Source organism: Sphingopyxis sp. NJF-3 (assembly GCF_053514865.1).
In genome coordinates this window covers 2081164-2097137 of the sequence record NZ_CM130726.1, presented here as the reverse complement: position 1 = coordinate 2097137, position 15974 = coordinate 2081164, and the positions used below count along the sequence as shown (strand labels likewise).

Genomic DNA, 15974 nt, shown 5'->3' with positions numbered 1-15974 from the left:
ATTTTGTCAATGTCGGACCTTAATCGCCGTACATTCCCGCGCAATAGAGATTGCGTGAGACGTCAATCGTGTAATTCCTGCGTGATAGTAGTCGTTCGCCGCCTAGCGACGATGAGGCGCGAACTTACCAACGTGCTCTCTAGCCAATGAGCGTCCGCTTCTTGGTGATACGCGCTAATCTTCGGAACGGCCGACATGAGGCGCTTTGCCGTCGGGCTCCACGACGGCGGAAATGTCGTGACCAGGGAATCGGGTAAGGCTGGTTTGCCCGGACGAATTTTGGCACTCAGGCGTCATGAGCGACAAAAAATATCTCGGCAGTTTCCTACTCAGCGACTCGATGAATGAGGCTTTGCGGCTCCGACGCAGCATCGACCAGGCTTTGGGTTCGCCGGCGGTGCTCGAGCAATTGCGCGTGCAAAGCAGGGTCTTCGAGCAATTCGATGTGCTGCGGCGGTCGGGTGCCCTGGCGCAGTTGCAGGCCATTGCGGAAAAGCAGACCGCAATGCAGAAAATCTTGGGCGCCCATGTCACCCCGACATGGCTGCGCGCCATCGAGGAAACTGGGCGGGCGATCGCGAGCAAGAATGCGGCGGTTGCGGCTCATTCCGCGGACCTGAGCATGCTGCTCGACAAGAGCTTGCCCGCGACATTGCGCTTGCTGCAAGGTCAGAAAAGCCTTTTGGCTGCTTCGCTCGCCACCGCCGAATGGCAAAAGAGCATCGCGTTTCTCGCCACGCGCCTCAGCCCCGAACTCTCGGCTTTCCGTAGCCTCTCGGAACGCTGGGCAATGCTCGACATGGCGACGCTCCGTGCGAGCGCTGAAGATATGCACGCCGCCGCCGCCCGCGTCGCGCACGAGCATGCACTCGAAGCGCAGAATCTGGTCGAAGCCATCGTCGAGGCGCCGTCGCCCGAGGCCGGCGCGAGCCTGTTCGCGGCGCTGCTCGGCGTGTTGGCGAAAATCTGGGAGAATACGCAGGACGACGTCAAGAGAATGAGTCTGATCAGCATCATGGTGCTTGTCCTGACCGTGGAGGCGTCGCTTCCGGATCGTGCGCTCGAAGAACTGACCGCCGAGCAGCGGCAGGGGTTTGCGGACATGCGCGCGCAGGTCGAGGCATTGTCCGAACAGATTGCCGCGTTTCAAGCCGCCGATAAGGAACTTGACGCGGCCTATCTCGAAGGTCTCGAACGCGGCGCACTGCAGCGCGCGGCCAATATCCGTGGGGCGCCCGCGGGCGATGCGCCGCTCATCTTGCGCGGCGAGGCCGGCATGCACTTCGCCGTCGAAAAACGAAAGGGACGCTGGAGCCTGATCGTCGTTCGCGATCCACTCGCCGACCGCCTCGTGCGCGGCTGGGTCTATGGCGGCGCGGTTGAGGCGCGCTCGGGGGAGGCGCCATGACCAAAAGACTCGTGCTTGGCGATCTCGGAGAAGGCGATATGGAAGTCGCTCAACGCGAACTGATCATCCTGCCGCAGCGGCCGATTTTCAAGCCCATCGCGACATTCGTCACCGCCGTGGCGGGTTTCAGCATGCTCGCCGAAGCGCATAATTCCCAGGCGCGCACCGCAAACGTCTGGCCGCGGGACGACACCGCGATCTTCGGTGCGATGGCCTGCGGCCTGCGCCTCAGCATCGCGCCCTATGAGATCGCGGACCGGATGGTGAAGAATTGGTGGCCCGACCGTCTCGTCTTCCAATGCTTTGCCGACGCTGCCAAGCCGCCGACGGCAAAGCCGCATCTCGGCGCGATCGAGCATTATCTTTTCGGTCTCTCGCAGGCGATGCTGACGAGCTATTTCGAGGATCACCGTCAGAGCATCGAAGCGGCCCATGGGAAAAAGCCCGGAGGCTGGCCCGCCGTCTGGAATTTCGCCCGCGTCGTCCGCAACGCGCTCTCGCATGGCGGCGCGCTCGATATTCGCAATGCCACATCGGTGCAGTGGCGTACGCTCGCTTACACCCAGGCGGACCACGGCAAGGCGGTGATCTTCACTGACATCTGGCCGGGCGACCTGATCATGCTGATGCACGAGATGGACGCCGCGCTGTCGGCATCATCCTCGTCCTGATCGCACTCTCATCTCTCGCGGAGGCGTGCCCGTGCGGCAGGCGCTGGCTGACGCCCGGCGATACGCTCCCCCGCGCGTTTCCATTTTGCATTTTCGAGCAGATGCGAATGCTCGACAATGATCGACGGGCTACCGGGAATAGCGGCGATCGTCGCTTTCATCGTCGCGGCGAGACCGTCCGATAGCCAGGGATTGAGAAGGATGCGCGCGATGCAGTCGAGCGGCAAGGGGATCGCAAGCGCCGGGCGCTGCGGCTCCGCGCTTTCGGCGATGATCCGATATTCGGACTCGGGCTTGAACGCATAGCGCTTGAGGAAGGGGAGGTCGCGCGCGCTTCGCGGTCCGAGCTGCGCGATACTTTCGAGCGTCAGGTAGCGGACCTCTTTGGCGCGGACGTGCGCATGCTCGAGCAATATTGCCTCGAGCTTTTCCTTGTGGAACTCGACGCACGCTCCGTCGGCGCTCGCCGTGAACACCCGCCAGTGATGATAGGTTTCGGCGCAGGTCGCGCCGCAAAGCGCATAGAGGCCGCCAATCGCATTTCGCTCCTTATAGAGCTGCATATAATGGCGATCATTGCGATCCTCCCAGCGGCTCGGATCGAGAAGCACCAACTCGCCGCGCGACACCATGTCGATCGCCACGGGTATCGATGTGTACCGGCGGATCAGCGCCGGACGATGCCTCTTGCTATCAGCCATCATGCCTCCTCTATGCAACGCCGCCGCCGGTTCGGATTATGCGCCATCAGCCGCTCGGATGCGCGTGGGCATGCCAATTTTCTGCAATGGCGAAGGCGTCAGGATCGTTGTCTCGCAATTGCCGTGCTTGTTTGATTGTCCGCATAACCAAATCATCCGGATAGTCCTCGCCGAGCCGCGCGCGAATGGCGCGATAGCAACCCACGAGGTCATATTGTATGGTTTCGCTGATGGTTCCGCCGCCAACAGCATAATGCTGCGGCGCCGTGGCATCTTCAGCATTCGCCGTCTCGACGTCGTGATCGTCCAGATTGGAGCGCGCGTTCTGCGCCAGCGTCATCGCGGAGTCCTGTAGTTGCCGCAAATTGATGTCGAGCAGCAGGCACAGCGCGAGCGCGGTCGTCGCCGCGACGGCGAGGCTTTGTGAAAACCCGTCAGTCAGCCAGGCCAGAGCCGCGCTGGCGGCGATCAACAGGATCAGAAAGAAGCTGACGCGATGTCCAACCGCCAGAAAGGCGGCAACGAAGAAGGACGTGAAACAAAAGGCCCCCGACCCCACCGATAGGCCGATCAGAATCTGTTGCGCGATGCTGCCGTCGGGCATGAGCGTCGCCCAATAGAGAAAGGCGGCAATGCCGGCAAAGGCGAGAACCTGCAGAATGCGAACGGCGACGTTTGCGTAAACGACCCGCATCGACAGAAAGAAGCGGGAAAGCGGAGCAACCGACAGAAACTGCGTCGCCCATATCCTTTGGGCGAAATCCTCGTCCCACGAGGCGCTGTTGCTTAAATCGATCGGCGGAAAGTACCCGATCGGCTGGGGTGCATCCTGATCTTTCATCACCATCTCCCCTTTGCTCACACCGATATTGAGGGTGGCGCAGTTTTCACGTTTTTAAAATAGGCTTGGGAAATGCGGCGATCCCAATGCCCTATCGCGCCGTCAGGTCCGCGCCGAGATACTCGGTCTCGAACGCTTGCTGGAAGGCTCAACGGATGCGCAACTAAAATATGCGGATGCCTTACTCAGGATCTCGTTGGACTGCCGCAACTCCCGATTCTCGTGATCCAGCACCATGCGGACTGCTCGTTCGCGAACCTCCGGTGCAAACTTGTTCGTCGTCTTGCTTATCGTAGATTCTTCTTCTCAGGAGTTAGGGCCTCCGGCAATGAAGTGGCTACGGAGTGAGCGAATAGGAAAGTCGCGTTGGCTGAGGCCCTTGAGGGGTCCTATCGGTTCGCCAATCTTAGTTTCAGCATGAAGCAGCCAACTGTTTTGCGTCATGCCGCGTCATCACGCACCATAACCGTCATATGAGATTTCCCCGACCCGGCTGATTTTGGGCCGCCGACGCGATCCTTGCGTCGCCGGGAGAATCCCTTGACGCCTACCAAGCTCCTTGTCGGACAGATTTTCGTCGTTTTCGCGATGGTGATCGCGGGCGTCTGGGCCGCGACGCAATGGTGCGCGGCGCAGCTTGGCTATCAGCCGCAGCTTGGCCCGGCATGGTTCATGGCTGGAGACACGCCGATCTATCGGCCGTGGGCGATTTTTCCGTGGTGGTATCACTACGAGGCTTACGCGCCCGAGGTTTTCGACAAGGCCGGGATGATCGCTGGGGCCAGCGGCTTTCTCGGCTGCGCGTCCGCCATCGCCGGGTCGCTCTGGCGCGCGCGCCAGTCGCGCCATGTCACGACATACGGCTCGGCGCGCTGGGCGACGAAGGGAGAGATCAGCCGGGCGGGCCTGCTCAGCGACAACGGGGTCTTTCTCGGCCGCCTGCGTAGCCGCTACCTTCGCCACGACGGGCCGGAGCATGTCATGGCCTTCGCCCCGACCCGTTCCGGCAAGGGCGTCGGCCTCGTCATTCCGACGCTGCTGAGCTGGACCGGCTCGGCCATCATCCACGACATAAAGGGTGAGAACTGGCAGCTTACGGCGGGCTGGCGCGCGCACTTTTCGCATGTCCTGCTGTTCAACCCGACCGACCCGCGTTCCGCGAAATATAACCCGCTGCTGGAGGTCAGGAAGGGCGCGAACGAGGTTCGCGACGTTCAGAATGTGGCGGATATTTTGGTTGACCCGGAGGGTTCGCTAGAACGGCGCAACCACTGGGAAAAGACCAGCCACAGCCTGCTTGTCGGCGCGATCCTCCACATTCTCTATGCCGAGGAAGAAAAGACGCTGGCCCGCGTCGCGACATTCTTGTCTGACCCGTCCAGACCCTCCGTCAGCACCTTGCGCCGGATGATGACCACGAACCATGTCGGCACGAAGGAAGCGCCGCAGGTTCATCCCGTTGTCGCCAGCGCGGCGCGTGAGGTGCTGAACAAGTCGGAGAATGAACGGTCGGGCGTCCTGTCCACCGCAATGAGTTTTCTCGGCCTCTATCGCGACCCGACCGTCGCGGCCGTCACATCACGCTCCGACTGGCGCATCGCCGATCTGGTCGAAGCCGACCACCCCGTATCGCTCTATCTCGTCATTCCGCCGTCGGACATTTCGCGCACGAAGCCGCTTGTGCGCCTGATGCTCAATCAGATCGGCCGCCGCCTCACGGAGAAGCTCGATGCGTAAGCACCAGCTTCTGATGATGCTCGACGAGTTCGTAGCACTCGGCAGATTGGATTTCTTCGAGACGAGCCTTGCCTTCATGGCGGGCTACGGAATCCGGGTCTATCTGATCGCGCAAAGTCTCAATCAGGTCGATAAAGCCTACGGCGAGCATAATTCGATCCTCGATAACTGCCATGTGCGCGTCGTTTTCTCGACCAATGACGAGCGCACGGCGAAGCGGGTTTCCGATGCTCTCGGCGTCGCGACCGAACAGCGCGCGATGCGGAACTATGCGGGGCATCGGCTCGCCCCCTGGCTCGCGCACGTCATGGTCAGCCGACAGGAAACCGCGCGTCCGCTGTTGACGCAGGGCGAGGTGATGCAGCTACCGCCCGCCGACGAGCTGGTTCTCGTGTCGGGCATGGCTCCGATCCGGGCGAAGAAGCTGCAATATTACAAGGATGCCAATTTTCGCGCGCGGCTCTTGCCGCCGCCCGCGCTCGCCCTTGGTGACTATGCCGACCGACCGCCAAGCCGCCCCGACGACTGGACCGGGCTGGTCAGCGCGCCCGATAGCAGGCTCGGCAAGGCCGATGACGAGGCTGGCGTGGACGAGGACGGCGGCTTGCAGCAGCAGCGGCACCCGTCGATCGACGAGAAGCCGCCTCAGCCCGAACCTGCGACGCAACTCGAATTGCCCGACCTTGAGCGCGACGACCCCGACGCGGCGGCTGACAAGCGCGTCATGGACCGCGTTCGCGCGTCGCTTGTGCGCGGCCACGCGATGAATCAATCGCAATCCCAAGACCTGTTGCCGGGACTGTAGGCGATGAAGGTCCGGCAGAATCTCTATATCGACAGCGACCTCGGCGATGCGCTCGACGCGCTGGTGATCCGGCGCGGCGGCAACAAGTCGCGGATCGTCAACGAGGCGCTTCGCGATTGGCTGGCGCGCCGCGCGACGAAGGAGGTCGATGACCTTCTGAAAGTCCGGCTCGACCGCATATCGCGCGAGGTCGCCGCAGGCCGCCGCGACATGGAGGTCGTGTTGGAGGCGCTGGCGCTGTTCGTGCGCTACCAGCTTACCGTCACCGCGCCGCTCCCCGAAGCCGACGCCGCCGCGCTCGCGACCGGCAACCAGCGTTTCGAGCGATTCATCGCCCAGCTTGGCCGCCAGATCGCGGGCGGCAAGCGGACGCTCGACACCCAAAACATCATTGAGGCCCAGCCATGACCGACGCGCTTTCCGCAGATCGCCGCCGCGCGATGCTCCGCACGGCGATGGGACCGGGCATCGCCGCGGCGCTGTCCGACCCCGCCGTTATCGAGATCATGGTGAACCCTGACGGGGTGTTGCGGCTCGACCGGCTCGGCGAGGGCCGTATCGACACCGGCACGCGCTACGACCCGGCGCAGATCGAACGCATCATTCGGCTGGTCGCCAGCCACGCGCGGACCGAGGCTCATGCGGCGGCGCCAATCATATCGGCCGAACTGCCCCCGCACGGCGAGGGCGCGGGCGAGCGGTTCGAGGGCGTATTGCCCCCGGTCAGCCTCGCACCCTGTTTCAGCATCCGTAAGCCCGCCGCGCGCATCTATACGCTGCTCGATTATGTGAAGGACGGCATCATGTCGCCCGACACCGCGCGGCTCTTGTCGATGGCCGTCATGGAACGACGGAACATTCTGGTCGCGGGCGGCACGTCGTCGGGCAAGACGACACTCGCCAATGCGCTGCTCGCCGAAATGGCCGGCCTCGACGAGCGCGTCCTCATCATAGAGGACACGCGCGAACTGCAATGTGCGGCCAGCGATGTTGTCGCGCTTCGCACCCGCTCTATCGGCCCGACCGGGACCGGCGCGGTCACAATGGCCGACCTTGTGCGCTCGACGCTCCGCCTGCGCCCGGATCGCATCATCGTCGGCGAGGTGCGCGGACGCGAGGCGCTGGACATGCTGAAGGCATGGAACACCGGGCATCCGGGCGGCATCGCGACGGTCCACGCCAATAGCGCGACCGCCGCACTCTATCGGCTCGAACAGCTTGTTCAGGAAAGCGTCGTCACCGTCCCGCGCCGGCTGATTGCCGAAGCCATCGACATGATCGTTTTCATCGCCGGTCGTGGCCTCGCCCGCCGCGTGGACACGATCGCGCGCGTCGCCGGCCTCGACGCGCAAGGCAACTACGCCGTCCGCGACCTCACCCCCGACCAGACCCCCGAAACCATAGGAGATTGACCATGCACGTTCGCGCCCTCGCACCGCTCGCGGCAAAGGCCCGCGCCCGCGCCCGCGCCCCGGAAATGCTGCGGCTGGCGGTCGTCAGCATCAATGTCGGGCTGGTTCTCGGCATTGCCGGTGCGGCCCATGCCGCCGGGTCGGGGATGCCGTGGGAAGAACCGTTGCAGCAGGTCTTGGAGTCCGTCCAAGGCCCGGTCGCCAAGATCATCGCGGTGATTATCATCATCGTCACCGGCCTGACCCTCGCGTTCGGCGAAACGGCGGGCGGCTTCCGCCGCCTCATCCAGATCATTTTCGGCCTGTCGATCGCCTTCGCGGCCAGTTCCTTTTTCCTGTCTTTCTTTTCGTTCGGCGGCGGGGCGCTGATCGCATGATCGGCACCGGCAGCCATATCGAGGGCTTCGAGGCGCCGATGCACCGCGCGCTGGCCGAACCCATCCTGCTCGGCGGCGCGCCGCGCGCCATCGCCATCGTGAATGGCACGATCGCGGCCGCACTCGGGCTGGGCTTGCAGCAATGGATTGCGGGGCTGGTGATGTGGGCGGTCGGCCACACGCTCGCGGTTTTCGCCGCGAAGCGTGACCCGGATTTCGCGCCCGTCCTTGCCCGCCACCTTCGGCAACGGGGGTATCTGACATGCTGAACCTGCGCGAATATCGCAGCCGCGCCGACCGGCTGGCCGATCATCTGCCGTGGGCGGCGCTGGTCGGCCCCGGTATCGTCTTGAACAAGGACGGCAGCTTTCAGCGCACCTTGCGCTTTCGCGGGCCAGACCTTGAAAGCGCGACGGAGGCCGAGTTGGTTGGCGCCTGCGCGCGGGCGAACAATGTGCTCAAGCGTTTCGGATCGGGCTGGGCGCTCCACATGGAGGCGGAGCGGTGCGAGGCGCTGGGCTATCCCGACAGCAATTTTCCCGATGCGGCGTCGTGGCTGGTCGATCAGGAACGGCGAGCGGGCTTCGAGAGCGCGGGCGCGCATTTCGAGAGCCTTTATTATATGACGCTCACCTTCCTGCCGCCGGCCGACCAGACGGACACGGCGGGCCGCGCGCTGGTCGAGCGCAGCGACGACATGAAGGGCCGCGACTGGCGGCAGGCGCTAGCGAGCTTCATCGCCGAAACCGATAGGGCGCTCGACCTGTTTTCGGGTTTCATGCCGGAGGCGCGCGCGCTCGATGACGGCGAGACGCTGACCTATTTGCACGACACCATATCGACGCGGCGCCATGTCGTCGGCGTTCCAGAAACCCCGATGTATCTGGACGGGCTGCTTGCCGACACGCCGTTGACCGGCGGCCTCGAACCGATGCTTGGACAGACGCATTTGCGGACGCTGACCATAGTCGGCTTCCCGAACATAAGCCGTCCCGGAATCCTCGACGCCCTCAATCACGAAAATTTCGGCTATCGCTGGGTGACGCGCTTCATTGCCCTCGACAAGACCGACGCGACCAAGGCGCTGACCAAACTGCGCCGCCAGTGGTTCAACAAGCGCAAATCGGTGACGGCGCTCTTGCGTGAGGTCATCTATAATCAGCCGGTCCAACTGCTCGACAGCGACGCCGACAACAAGGTCGTCGATGCCGACCTGGCGCTACAGGCACTCGGCGGCGATCATGTCGCGTTCGGCTATCTGACCACGACGATCACCGTCGCCGATACCGACCGCGCCCGCGTCGAAGAAAAGGTGCGCGCGGTCGAGCGCATCGTCAACGGGCTGGGTTTCACTTGCATCCGCGAAACCGTCAACGCGGTGGAGGCGTGGCTAGGTTCGCTGCCCGGTCACGTTTACGCCAACGTCCGGCAACCGATCGTTCACACCCTCAATCTCGCGCACCTTATGCCGCTGTCGTCGGTATGGGCGGGGCCGGCGCGCAACGCGCATTTGGACGGGCCGCCGCTGCTCTATGCGGAGACGAGCGGATCGACGCCGTTCCGGCTCTCAACCCATGTCGGCGACGTCGGCCATATGCTGATCGTCGGGCCGACCGGCGCGGGCAAGTCCGTGCTGCTCGCATTGCTGGCGCTCCAATTCCGGCGCTACCCGGATTCCCAAGTCTATATCTTCGACAAGGGGTTTTCGGCGCGCGCCGCAGTGCTGGCGATGGGCGGGGAGCATCATGCGCTCGGCCTTGGCGGCGAGGATGACGAGGGCTGGCGCGCCATCGCCTTCCAGCCCTTGCGCCATATCGACCGCGCGGACGAGAGGGCATGGGCCGCCGAATGGATCGGCGCCCTGCTGGCCCATGAGAAGGTGCTGGTGACGCCGGAGGTCAAGGAAGCCGTCTGGTCAGCGCTGGGCAACCTCGCCACCGCCCCGGTCGAAGAACGGACGCTGACCGGGCTGTCGCTGCTGCTCCAATCGGCGCCGCTGCGATCGGCGCTGGCACCCTATACGCTCGAAGGTCCGTTCGGCCGCCTGCTCGACGCGGCAGAGGACGATCTAGCCATCGCTGATGTGCAATGCTTCGAGACGGAAGCGCTGATGGGACAGGCCGGCGTCGTCGCGCCCGTCCTGACCTACCTGTTCCATCGGCTCGAAGAACGCTTCACCGGGCGGCCGACGCTGCTCATTCTCGATGAAGCCTGGGTGTTCCTCGACCACCCCCTATTCGCTGCGCGGATCAGGGAATGGTTGAAAGTTCTCCGCAAGCGCAATGTCGCCGTTGTGTTCGCGACGCAGAGCCTTGCGGACATAGCGGATTCCAGCATCGCGCCCGCGATCATCGAATCCTGTCCGCAGCGGATATTGCTGCCGAACGACCGGGCGATCGAACCGCAGAGCCAGGCGGCCTACGTTCGCTTCGGCCTCAACGAGCGGCAAATCGAACTGGTCAGCCGCGCCGTGCCGAAGCGGCAATATTATCTGCAATCGGCGCGTGGCAACCGCCTGTTCGAGCTGGGGCTAGGCCCGGTCGCGCTCGCCCTTTGCGGTGCATCCGATCCCGAAACGCAGAAGCTCATCGACGCGATCCTGGTCGAGCATGGGCAGGGCAACTTTGCCGCGCGCTTTCTCAATCAAGCCGGCCTCGCCTGGGCGGCCGACCTGCTTGCAGCCTTTCCCGCCGCCCGTCCCCTCGAAGGAGAAACCCCGTGAAGAAATATGTCATTACCGCCTTGCTCGGAACTGGCGTCATCGGCGCGATCGGTGCCGGGGTGCTGACGACCACGCCGGCCACCGCGCAGATCAGCGTGTTCGACCCCACCAATTATCGCCAGAATTTGCTCACCGCCGCGCGGACACTCCAGCAGGTCAATCAACAGATCCAGTCGCTTCAGAACGAAGCGCAGATGCTTGTCAATCAAGGCAAAAACCTAAGCCGCATCGACTTCCCGCAGCTCGATCAGCTTCGCCAGACGCTCGGCGAGATCGACAAGCTGATGGGACAAGCCCAGGGAATCGACTTTCGCGTCGATCAACTGGGCGAGCAATTCCGCCAGCAGTTCCCGGGCAGCGGCGGGGAGGTGATGAAACGCGACCAGCGGCTTGCGACCGCGAAGCAGCGGCTCGACAATGAGATGGCGGCGTTTCGGCAGACGATGGCGGTGCAGAGCGGCATCGTCGAGAATGTCCGCGACGACGCGCAGGCACTCGCGGCGATCGTCGCCAAGAGCCAGGGCGCCGAAGGGTCGCTCGCGGCACAGCAGGCCACCAACCAGCTTCTCGCGCTCGCGGCGAAGCAGCAGTTCCAGCTCCAAAACCTGATGGCGGCGCAGTTCCGAAGTCAATCGCTTGAGGCCGCGGCGCGCGGTCAGAGCGCGCGCGAGGCACGCGCACGGACGACGCGCTTCCTCGGCGACGGCAAGGCTTACACGCCGCGCCAGTGAGCTTGGGCGGCGCTGCGCCCCTTGCTCCCCGGCGAGCGCCGTCCCGTCGCGGGGGCCGCCTGGTCTTCCTCTCCCGGCCAGCGGTCCCCGCGACACCCATCCACCATTGTGCAGGAGTCCGACCGACATGGAGGACCTGAATGTCATCGACCAGTTCATGCAGGCGTTCATCGCCTACATTGACAGCGGTTTCGGGCTGCTTGGCGGCGATGTCGGATTCCTGACCACGATCCTGATCGGCATCGACATCACGCTCGCCGGCCTCTTCTGGGCGCTCGGCGGCGAGAATGATGTCATCGGCAAGTTCTTGAAGAAGATTCTCTATGTCGGCGCCTTCGCGCTGATATTGAACAGCTTTCCGCTGCTTACCGACATCATCTTCCGCAGCTTCGCCGGGCTGGGATTGACGGCGGGCGGCAGCACGATCGGCGCGCAGGATTTGCTGATGCCCGGGCGGCTCGCGGGCACCGGGTTCGATGCGGCCTGGCCGCTCCTCGTGCAGGCGGCCGAGCTGGTCGGCCCGATCGATTTCTTTGACAATTTTGTCCAGATCGCCGTGCTGATGATCGCCTGGGTCATTGTCATCGCCGCCTTCTTCATCCTCGCGATCCAGCTGTTCATCACCATCCTCGAATTCAAGCTGACGAGCCTTGCAGGCTTCGTGCTGGTTCCCTTCGCCTTGTGGAGCCGCACATCGTTCCTCGCCGAACGGGTGCTGGGCAATATCGTCAGTTCCGGCATCAAGGTCATGGTGCTCGCGGTCATCGTTGGCATCGGCTCCAACTATTTTGCGGACTTCACCAGCGCGATCACCGGCGACGAGGTGTCGATCGAGCAAGCCGTCTCGTTGATGCTCGCCAGCCTTGCGCTGTTCGGACTCGCCATCTTCGGCCCCGGCATAGCGTCCGGGCTGGTCGCGGGTGCCCCGCAGCTTGGCGCCGGATCGGCGGTCGCGACGACCGCGCTTGCCGCCGGTGGTCTCGCGATGGGCGGCGCCGGTGCGGTCGCCGCTGCACGCGGGGTGGGCGGTGCCGGGCTCGGTGCCGTCCGTGCGGGCACTTCGATGGGAAGCGCCGCATCCACCGCCTACAAGCTCGGGCAGGAAACGTCGGGCTCCGCCACGATCAGCGCCGGCATAGGCGGCATGGCGAGCGCCGCAAAGGGCGCCGCCGCCAACAAGATACAGGGTGTCTTCGGGCTTCGCGACGCTGCGGCACGCGGTCAGCAAGCCGCCTGGGCCGCAGGAACCAGCGGCACGGTATCAGCAGGAGGCGGCGAAGCTACGGCGGGCGCCGCCGGTGCTGCCAGTGCCGGTGGCACAACACCGCCCGCATGGGCGCAGAAGCTCCATTCTGCCCAGACCAGCCGCCATCGCCGCCAGATGGCGATTCACGCGATCCAGGCTGGTGATCGCGGCGGCGGCGGTATCACACCCGACATCAAGGAAAGGGACTAAGGTCATGAAATTCAAAAGAGCTGTGCAACGTTACGGGCAGACGCCCGAACCCGCGACACCCTATCAAAAGGCCGGCCAGTTATGGGATGAGCGCATCGGCGCCGGGCGCGTTCAGGCGAAGAACTGGCGGCTGATGGCCTTCGGCGGGTTGCTGCTCACCACTGGCCTATCAGCGGCGCTGATATGGCAGTCGATCCAAAGCCGCGTCGTGCCTTATGTCGTCGAGGTCGATCAACTCGGCGAAGCGCGCGCCGTCGCACCCGCCGCCACCAACTACGAAGCGACCGACCCGCAGATCGCGTGGCACCTTGGCAAGTTTATCGCCAATGTCCGCTCGCGCTCGCTCGATCCGGTTTTGATGCGCGCAAACTGGCTGTCGGCCTATGATTTCGCGACCGAGCGAGCTTCCTTATTTCTCGGCGAATATGCCCGCGCCGATAATCCGTTCGCGGAGGTCGGCCGCCGCACCGTGTCGGTGCAGGTCACCAGCGTCGTTCGCGCGTCGGACACCAGCTTTCAGGTCAAATGGACCGAGCAGCAATATGAACGCGGCAGTCTTGCCGGCACCTCGCGCTGGACGGCCATGCTGACCGTGAAGGTGCAGCCGCCCCGTTCGGCCGAAGTGCTGCGCAAAAACCCGCTCGGTCTCTATGTTGATGCGATCGACTGGAGCCGCGAACTCGATACCGATGTTCTGAAGTCACTCGATCATTTTCCGACGCCGGAAGAGCTGGTCGCGCCGTCCTCTGGCGAGGCGCCGTCCGAGCCGACCAATGCTGAGCCCGACGACCTTCCGCTCGGCCCGCAGCTTGATCCCGAACCCTCGCAACCCCCCGAAAGGAGCGAACCATGATCCGCGCCGTCGTCTTGTCGGCGAGCCTTGCCGTGCTCGCCGTTCCCGCTGCCGCTCAGTCCACCGCGAAAGTCACGGTCGCGAACAAGGCCGCGCTGCGCGAACCATCGAGCGCCGGCTTTGTTCGCGCCGTGCAGGTCTATCCCTATGCTGAAGGCGCGCTCTATCGCCTCTATGCCGCGCCGGAGCGTATCACCGACATTATCTTGCAACCGGGCGAGACGATCACGTCGGTTGCCGCTGGCGATACCGTGCGCTGGACTGTGGGCGATACCACCAGCGGCAACGGCGCCGATCAGCGCACCCATATTTTCGTGAAACCCTATTCGTCGGGTCTGAAAACGAACCTTGTTATTACGACCTCGCGCCGCGTCTATCACCTCGAACTGGAAAGCCGATCGACCGGCGCAATGGCGGCGCTGTCGTGGACCTATCCGCAGGACGAACTGATCGCGCTGCGTCGGCGGCAGGATGCCGCGACCGCCGCCGCACCGATTGCGTCGGGCCTCGCCGTCGAGGGGCTGAATTTCAATTATGCGATCAGTGGCGACAAGCCCGCATGGCGACCCGTCCGCGCTTTCGACGATGGGCAGCAAACCTTCATCGAGTTTCCGCCATCGATCGCTGTGGGCGAGGCGCCGCCCTTGTTCGTCATCGGCGACGACGGCGAAGCCCAACTCGTCAACTATCGCATGGCGGGCCGCTATTATGTCATCGACCGCCTGTTCGGCGCCGCCGAACTGCGCCTTGGCGGCAAGAAGCAGACGATCGTGCGGATCGAGACAGTGCAGCCGAATCGGAGGCGCGGTCGTGACTGAACCCGACCAACCACCCGCCAAGGCTGCACCGGCCACGCCGCCCAAGGCCGACCCCGAAACGCTCGTTCTGCGCGCCGCGCCGGGGCGCGTCGCTCGCTTTCGTCGCGGCGCGATCATTGCGATTGCCGCTGCCGGATCGACCGCGATCGTCGGCGTCGCCTGGCTGGCGCTGAGACCTGCGAGCGTCGATATAGCTCTTCCGGCGGATGACAAGCCGGTCGCTGCGAAAGCGCCGCCCGACGCGCTCGCGGGTGCGCCAACGAGCTACGGCGACATTCCCCAGCTTGGCGCGCCGCTGCCCGGAGATTTGGGACGCCCGATCCTCAATCACCAACGCGGGCTGGAGATGGCGTCGGAGGACGGCGGCGACGAAGCTGCGCAACGCGCAGCGCAAGCGGCCGAAGCCGAGCGTCAGCGGATCGCCGCCGAGCAGCGCGCGGCGCGGGAATCGGGCGTGATGCTGCAAATTGCCGGCAATGCCACGCCGGGCCGCCCTGCCGCGGTTGCGGCGGAACAGTCACCCGAGTTCCGAGCGCCCGCGCAGGCCGCAGATGATCAGAACGGACAACAGCGCAAGAACGCGCTGGTCGGCAGGGCAAACGATGACTACGACGTAAACCCGCATCGGCTGATCGCGCCCGTCTCGCCCTGGACCTTGCAGGCGGGGAGCATCATCGCGGCCAGTCTCATCACCGGGCTTAATTCCGATTTGCCGGGGCTGGTGACGGCGCAGATCACCGAGAATGTCTACGACAGCGTGACGGGGCGGAGCTTGCTTATTCCGCAAGGCTCGCGGCTGATCGGCAGCTACGATAGCGTCGTAGCCTTTGGTCAGAGCCGCGCGCTGGTCGTCTGGCAGCGGATCATCCTCCCCGATGGTTCGTCGATCCGTATCGACAATGTGCCGGCGACTGACACGCAGGGTTACGCGGGGCTGTCCGACAAGATCGACCGGCATACGTGGCAGCTATTGAAGGGCGTCGCCCTTTCGTCGCTGCTCGGGGTCGGCACCGAATTGAGTTTCGGCAACACCGAGAGCGACCTTGTGCGCGCCATTCGCGAGGCCGCCCAGCAGAGCGGGGCACGGGCAGGGGATCAGTTCGTCACCCGCAACCTGAACATCCAACCGACCATGCGCATCCGCCCCGGTTGGCCGCTGCGCGTCGTCGTCCACAAGGATATTGTCGTCGGTCGGTCGTGGGGAGGCGAGCATGGTTGATCTCAAATTGCCGAAGCTGCCGGACCGAACGCCGGTCAAGATCGCGATCAACGTCATGCCGGACTTGTTCGAGGCTTTGAACGCCTACGCCGATGCCTATGAAGTTGCTTATGGACGTCGGGAGTCCGTGGCAGACCTCATTCCCTTCATGCTCGACCGCTTTCTTGCGGGCGATCGAGAATTTGCGAAAGCGCGGTCGGCTCGCCAGCGGCGAGAGTCGTGA

At 64.1% G+C, this 15974-nt stretch carries 15 protein-coding genes and 1 pseudogene; 14 read left to right on the top strand and 2 right to left on the bottom strand.

Annotated features, from left to right (window positions below):
* The first annotated feature begins 295 nt into the window (after positions 1-295).
* Positions 296-1408 carry a hypothetical protein gene (locus tag ACOTSS_RS10360; protein WP_448688087.1) on the top strand — a complete coding sequence of 371 codons (1113 nt, stop codon included), beginning with the start codon at positions 296-298 and terminating at the stop codon, positions 1406-1408.
* The gene (locus ACOTSS_RS10355; protein WP_448688086.1) at positions 1405-2079 is read left to right on the top strand and encodes a hypothetical protein; all 675 of its coding nucleotides are present in this window, start codon (positions 1405-1407) and stop codon (positions 2077-2079) included. Before ACOTSS_RS10360 ends, ACOTSS_RS10355 begins: the two co-directional genes overlap by 4 nt.
* An 8-nt stretch (positions 2080-2087) precedes the next feature.
* On the opposite strand, the gene ACOTSS_RS10350 is transcribed toward ACOTSS_RS10355, so the two are convergent.
* Both ACOTSS_RS10350 and ACOTSS_RS10345 read right to left on the bottom strand, forming a co-directional pair.
* A complete protein-coding gene (locus ACOTSS_RS10350; protein ID WP_448688085.1) occupies positions 2088-2780 on the bottom strand; it encodes a hypothetical protein in 693 nt (230 codons plus the stop codon).
* 46 nt (positions 2781-2826) lie between these two features.
* Positions 2827-3621: a hypothetical protein gene (locus tag ACOTSS_RS10345; RefSeq protein WP_448688084.1), complete on the bottom strand. Its 795-nt coding sequence runs from the start codon at positions 3619-3621 to the stop codon at positions 2827-2829.
* A gap of 540 nt (positions 3622-4161) precedes the next feature.
* On the opposite strand from ACOTSS_RS10345, the pseudogene ACOTSS_RS10340 reads away from it, so the two are divergent.
* The 12 genes and pseudogenes from ACOTSS_RS10340 (at position 4162) to ACOTSS_RS10285 (ending at position 15974) form a co-directional block, all read left to right on the top strand.
* Positions 4162-6163: pseudogene (locus ACOTSS_RS10340) on the top strand (conjugal transfer protein TraG).
* A gap of 3 nt (positions 6164-6166) precedes the next feature.
* Positions 6167-6571 (top strand): ribbon-helix-helix protein, CopG family, encoded by a 405-nt coding sequence (locus ACOTSS_RS10335; RefSeq protein WP_295323847.1) that lies wholly within the window; start codon positions 6167-6169, stop codon positions 6569-6571.
* Complete coding sequence (gene trbB, locus ACOTSS_RS10330; RefSeq protein WP_448688083.1) at positions 6568-7575, top strand: P-type conjugative transfer ATPase TrbB; 1008 nt, start codon at positions 6568-6570, stop codon at positions 7573-7575. The genes ACOTSS_RS10335 and trbB overlap by 4 nt, the downstream gene beginning before the upstream one ends.
* 65 nt (positions 7576-7640) lie before the next feature.
* The gene (locus tag ACOTSS_RS10325; RefSeq protein ID WP_448691330.1) at positions 7641-7952 is read left to right on the top strand and encodes a TrbC/VirB2 family protein; all 312 of its coding nucleotides are present in this window, start codon (positions 7641-7643) and stop codon (positions 7950-7952) included.
* Positions 7949-8221 (top strand): VirB3 family type IV secretion system protein, encoded by a 273-nt coding sequence (locus tag ACOTSS_RS10320; protein WP_448688082.1) that lies wholly within the window; start codon positions 7949-7951, stop codon positions 8219-8221. The genes ACOTSS_RS10325 and ACOTSS_RS10320 overlap by 4 nt, the downstream gene beginning before the upstream one ends.
* Positions 8215-10674: a conjugal transfer protein TrbE gene (gene trbE, locus ACOTSS_RS10315; RefSeq protein WP_448688081.1), complete on the top strand. Its 2460-nt coding sequence runs from the start codon at positions 8215-8217 to the stop codon at positions 10672-10674. The genes ACOTSS_RS10320 and trbE overlap by 7 nt, the downstream gene beginning before the upstream one ends.
* Complete coding sequence (gene trbJ / locus ACOTSS_RS10310; protein ID WP_448688080.1) at positions 10671-11405, top strand: P-type conjugative transfer protein TrbJ; 735 nt, start codon at positions 10671-10673, stop codon at positions 11403-11405. The genes trbE and trbJ overlap by 4 nt, the downstream gene beginning before the upstream one ends.
* 127 nt (positions 11406-11532) lie before the next feature.
* Positions 11533-12861: a P-type conjugative transfer protein TrbL gene (gene trbL, locus ACOTSS_RS10305; RefSeq protein WP_448688079.1), complete on the top strand. Its 1329-nt coding sequence runs from the start codon at positions 11533-11535 to the stop codon at positions 12859-12861.
* A 4-nt stretch (positions 12862-12865) separates the two neighbouring features.
* Entirely contained in the window at positions 12866-13714 is an 849-nt protein-coding gene (trbF, locus tag ACOTSS_RS10300; RefSeq protein ID WP_448691329.1) for a conjugal transfer protein TrbF, read from the top strand.
* Positions 13711-14532, top strand: a complete 822-nt coding sequence (gene trbG / locus ACOTSS_RS10295; RefSeq protein ID WP_448688078.1) for a P-type conjugative transfer protein TrbG — start codon at positions 13711-13713, stop codon at positions 14530-14532. The genes trbF and trbG overlap by 4 nt, the downstream gene beginning before the upstream one ends.
* Entirely contained in the window at positions 14423-15751 is a 1329-nt protein-coding gene (locus tag ACOTSS_RS10290; protein ID WP_448688077.1) for a TrbI/VirB10 family protein, read from the top strand. Before trbG ends, ACOTSS_RS10290 begins: the two co-directional genes overlap by 110 nt.
* Complete coding sequence (locus ACOTSS_RS10285) at positions 15744-15974, top strand: DUF2274 domain-containing protein (protein ID WP_448688076.1); 231 nt, start codon at positions 15744-15746, stop codon at positions 15972-15974. Before ACOTSS_RS10290 ends, ACOTSS_RS10285 begins: the two co-directional genes overlap by 8 nt.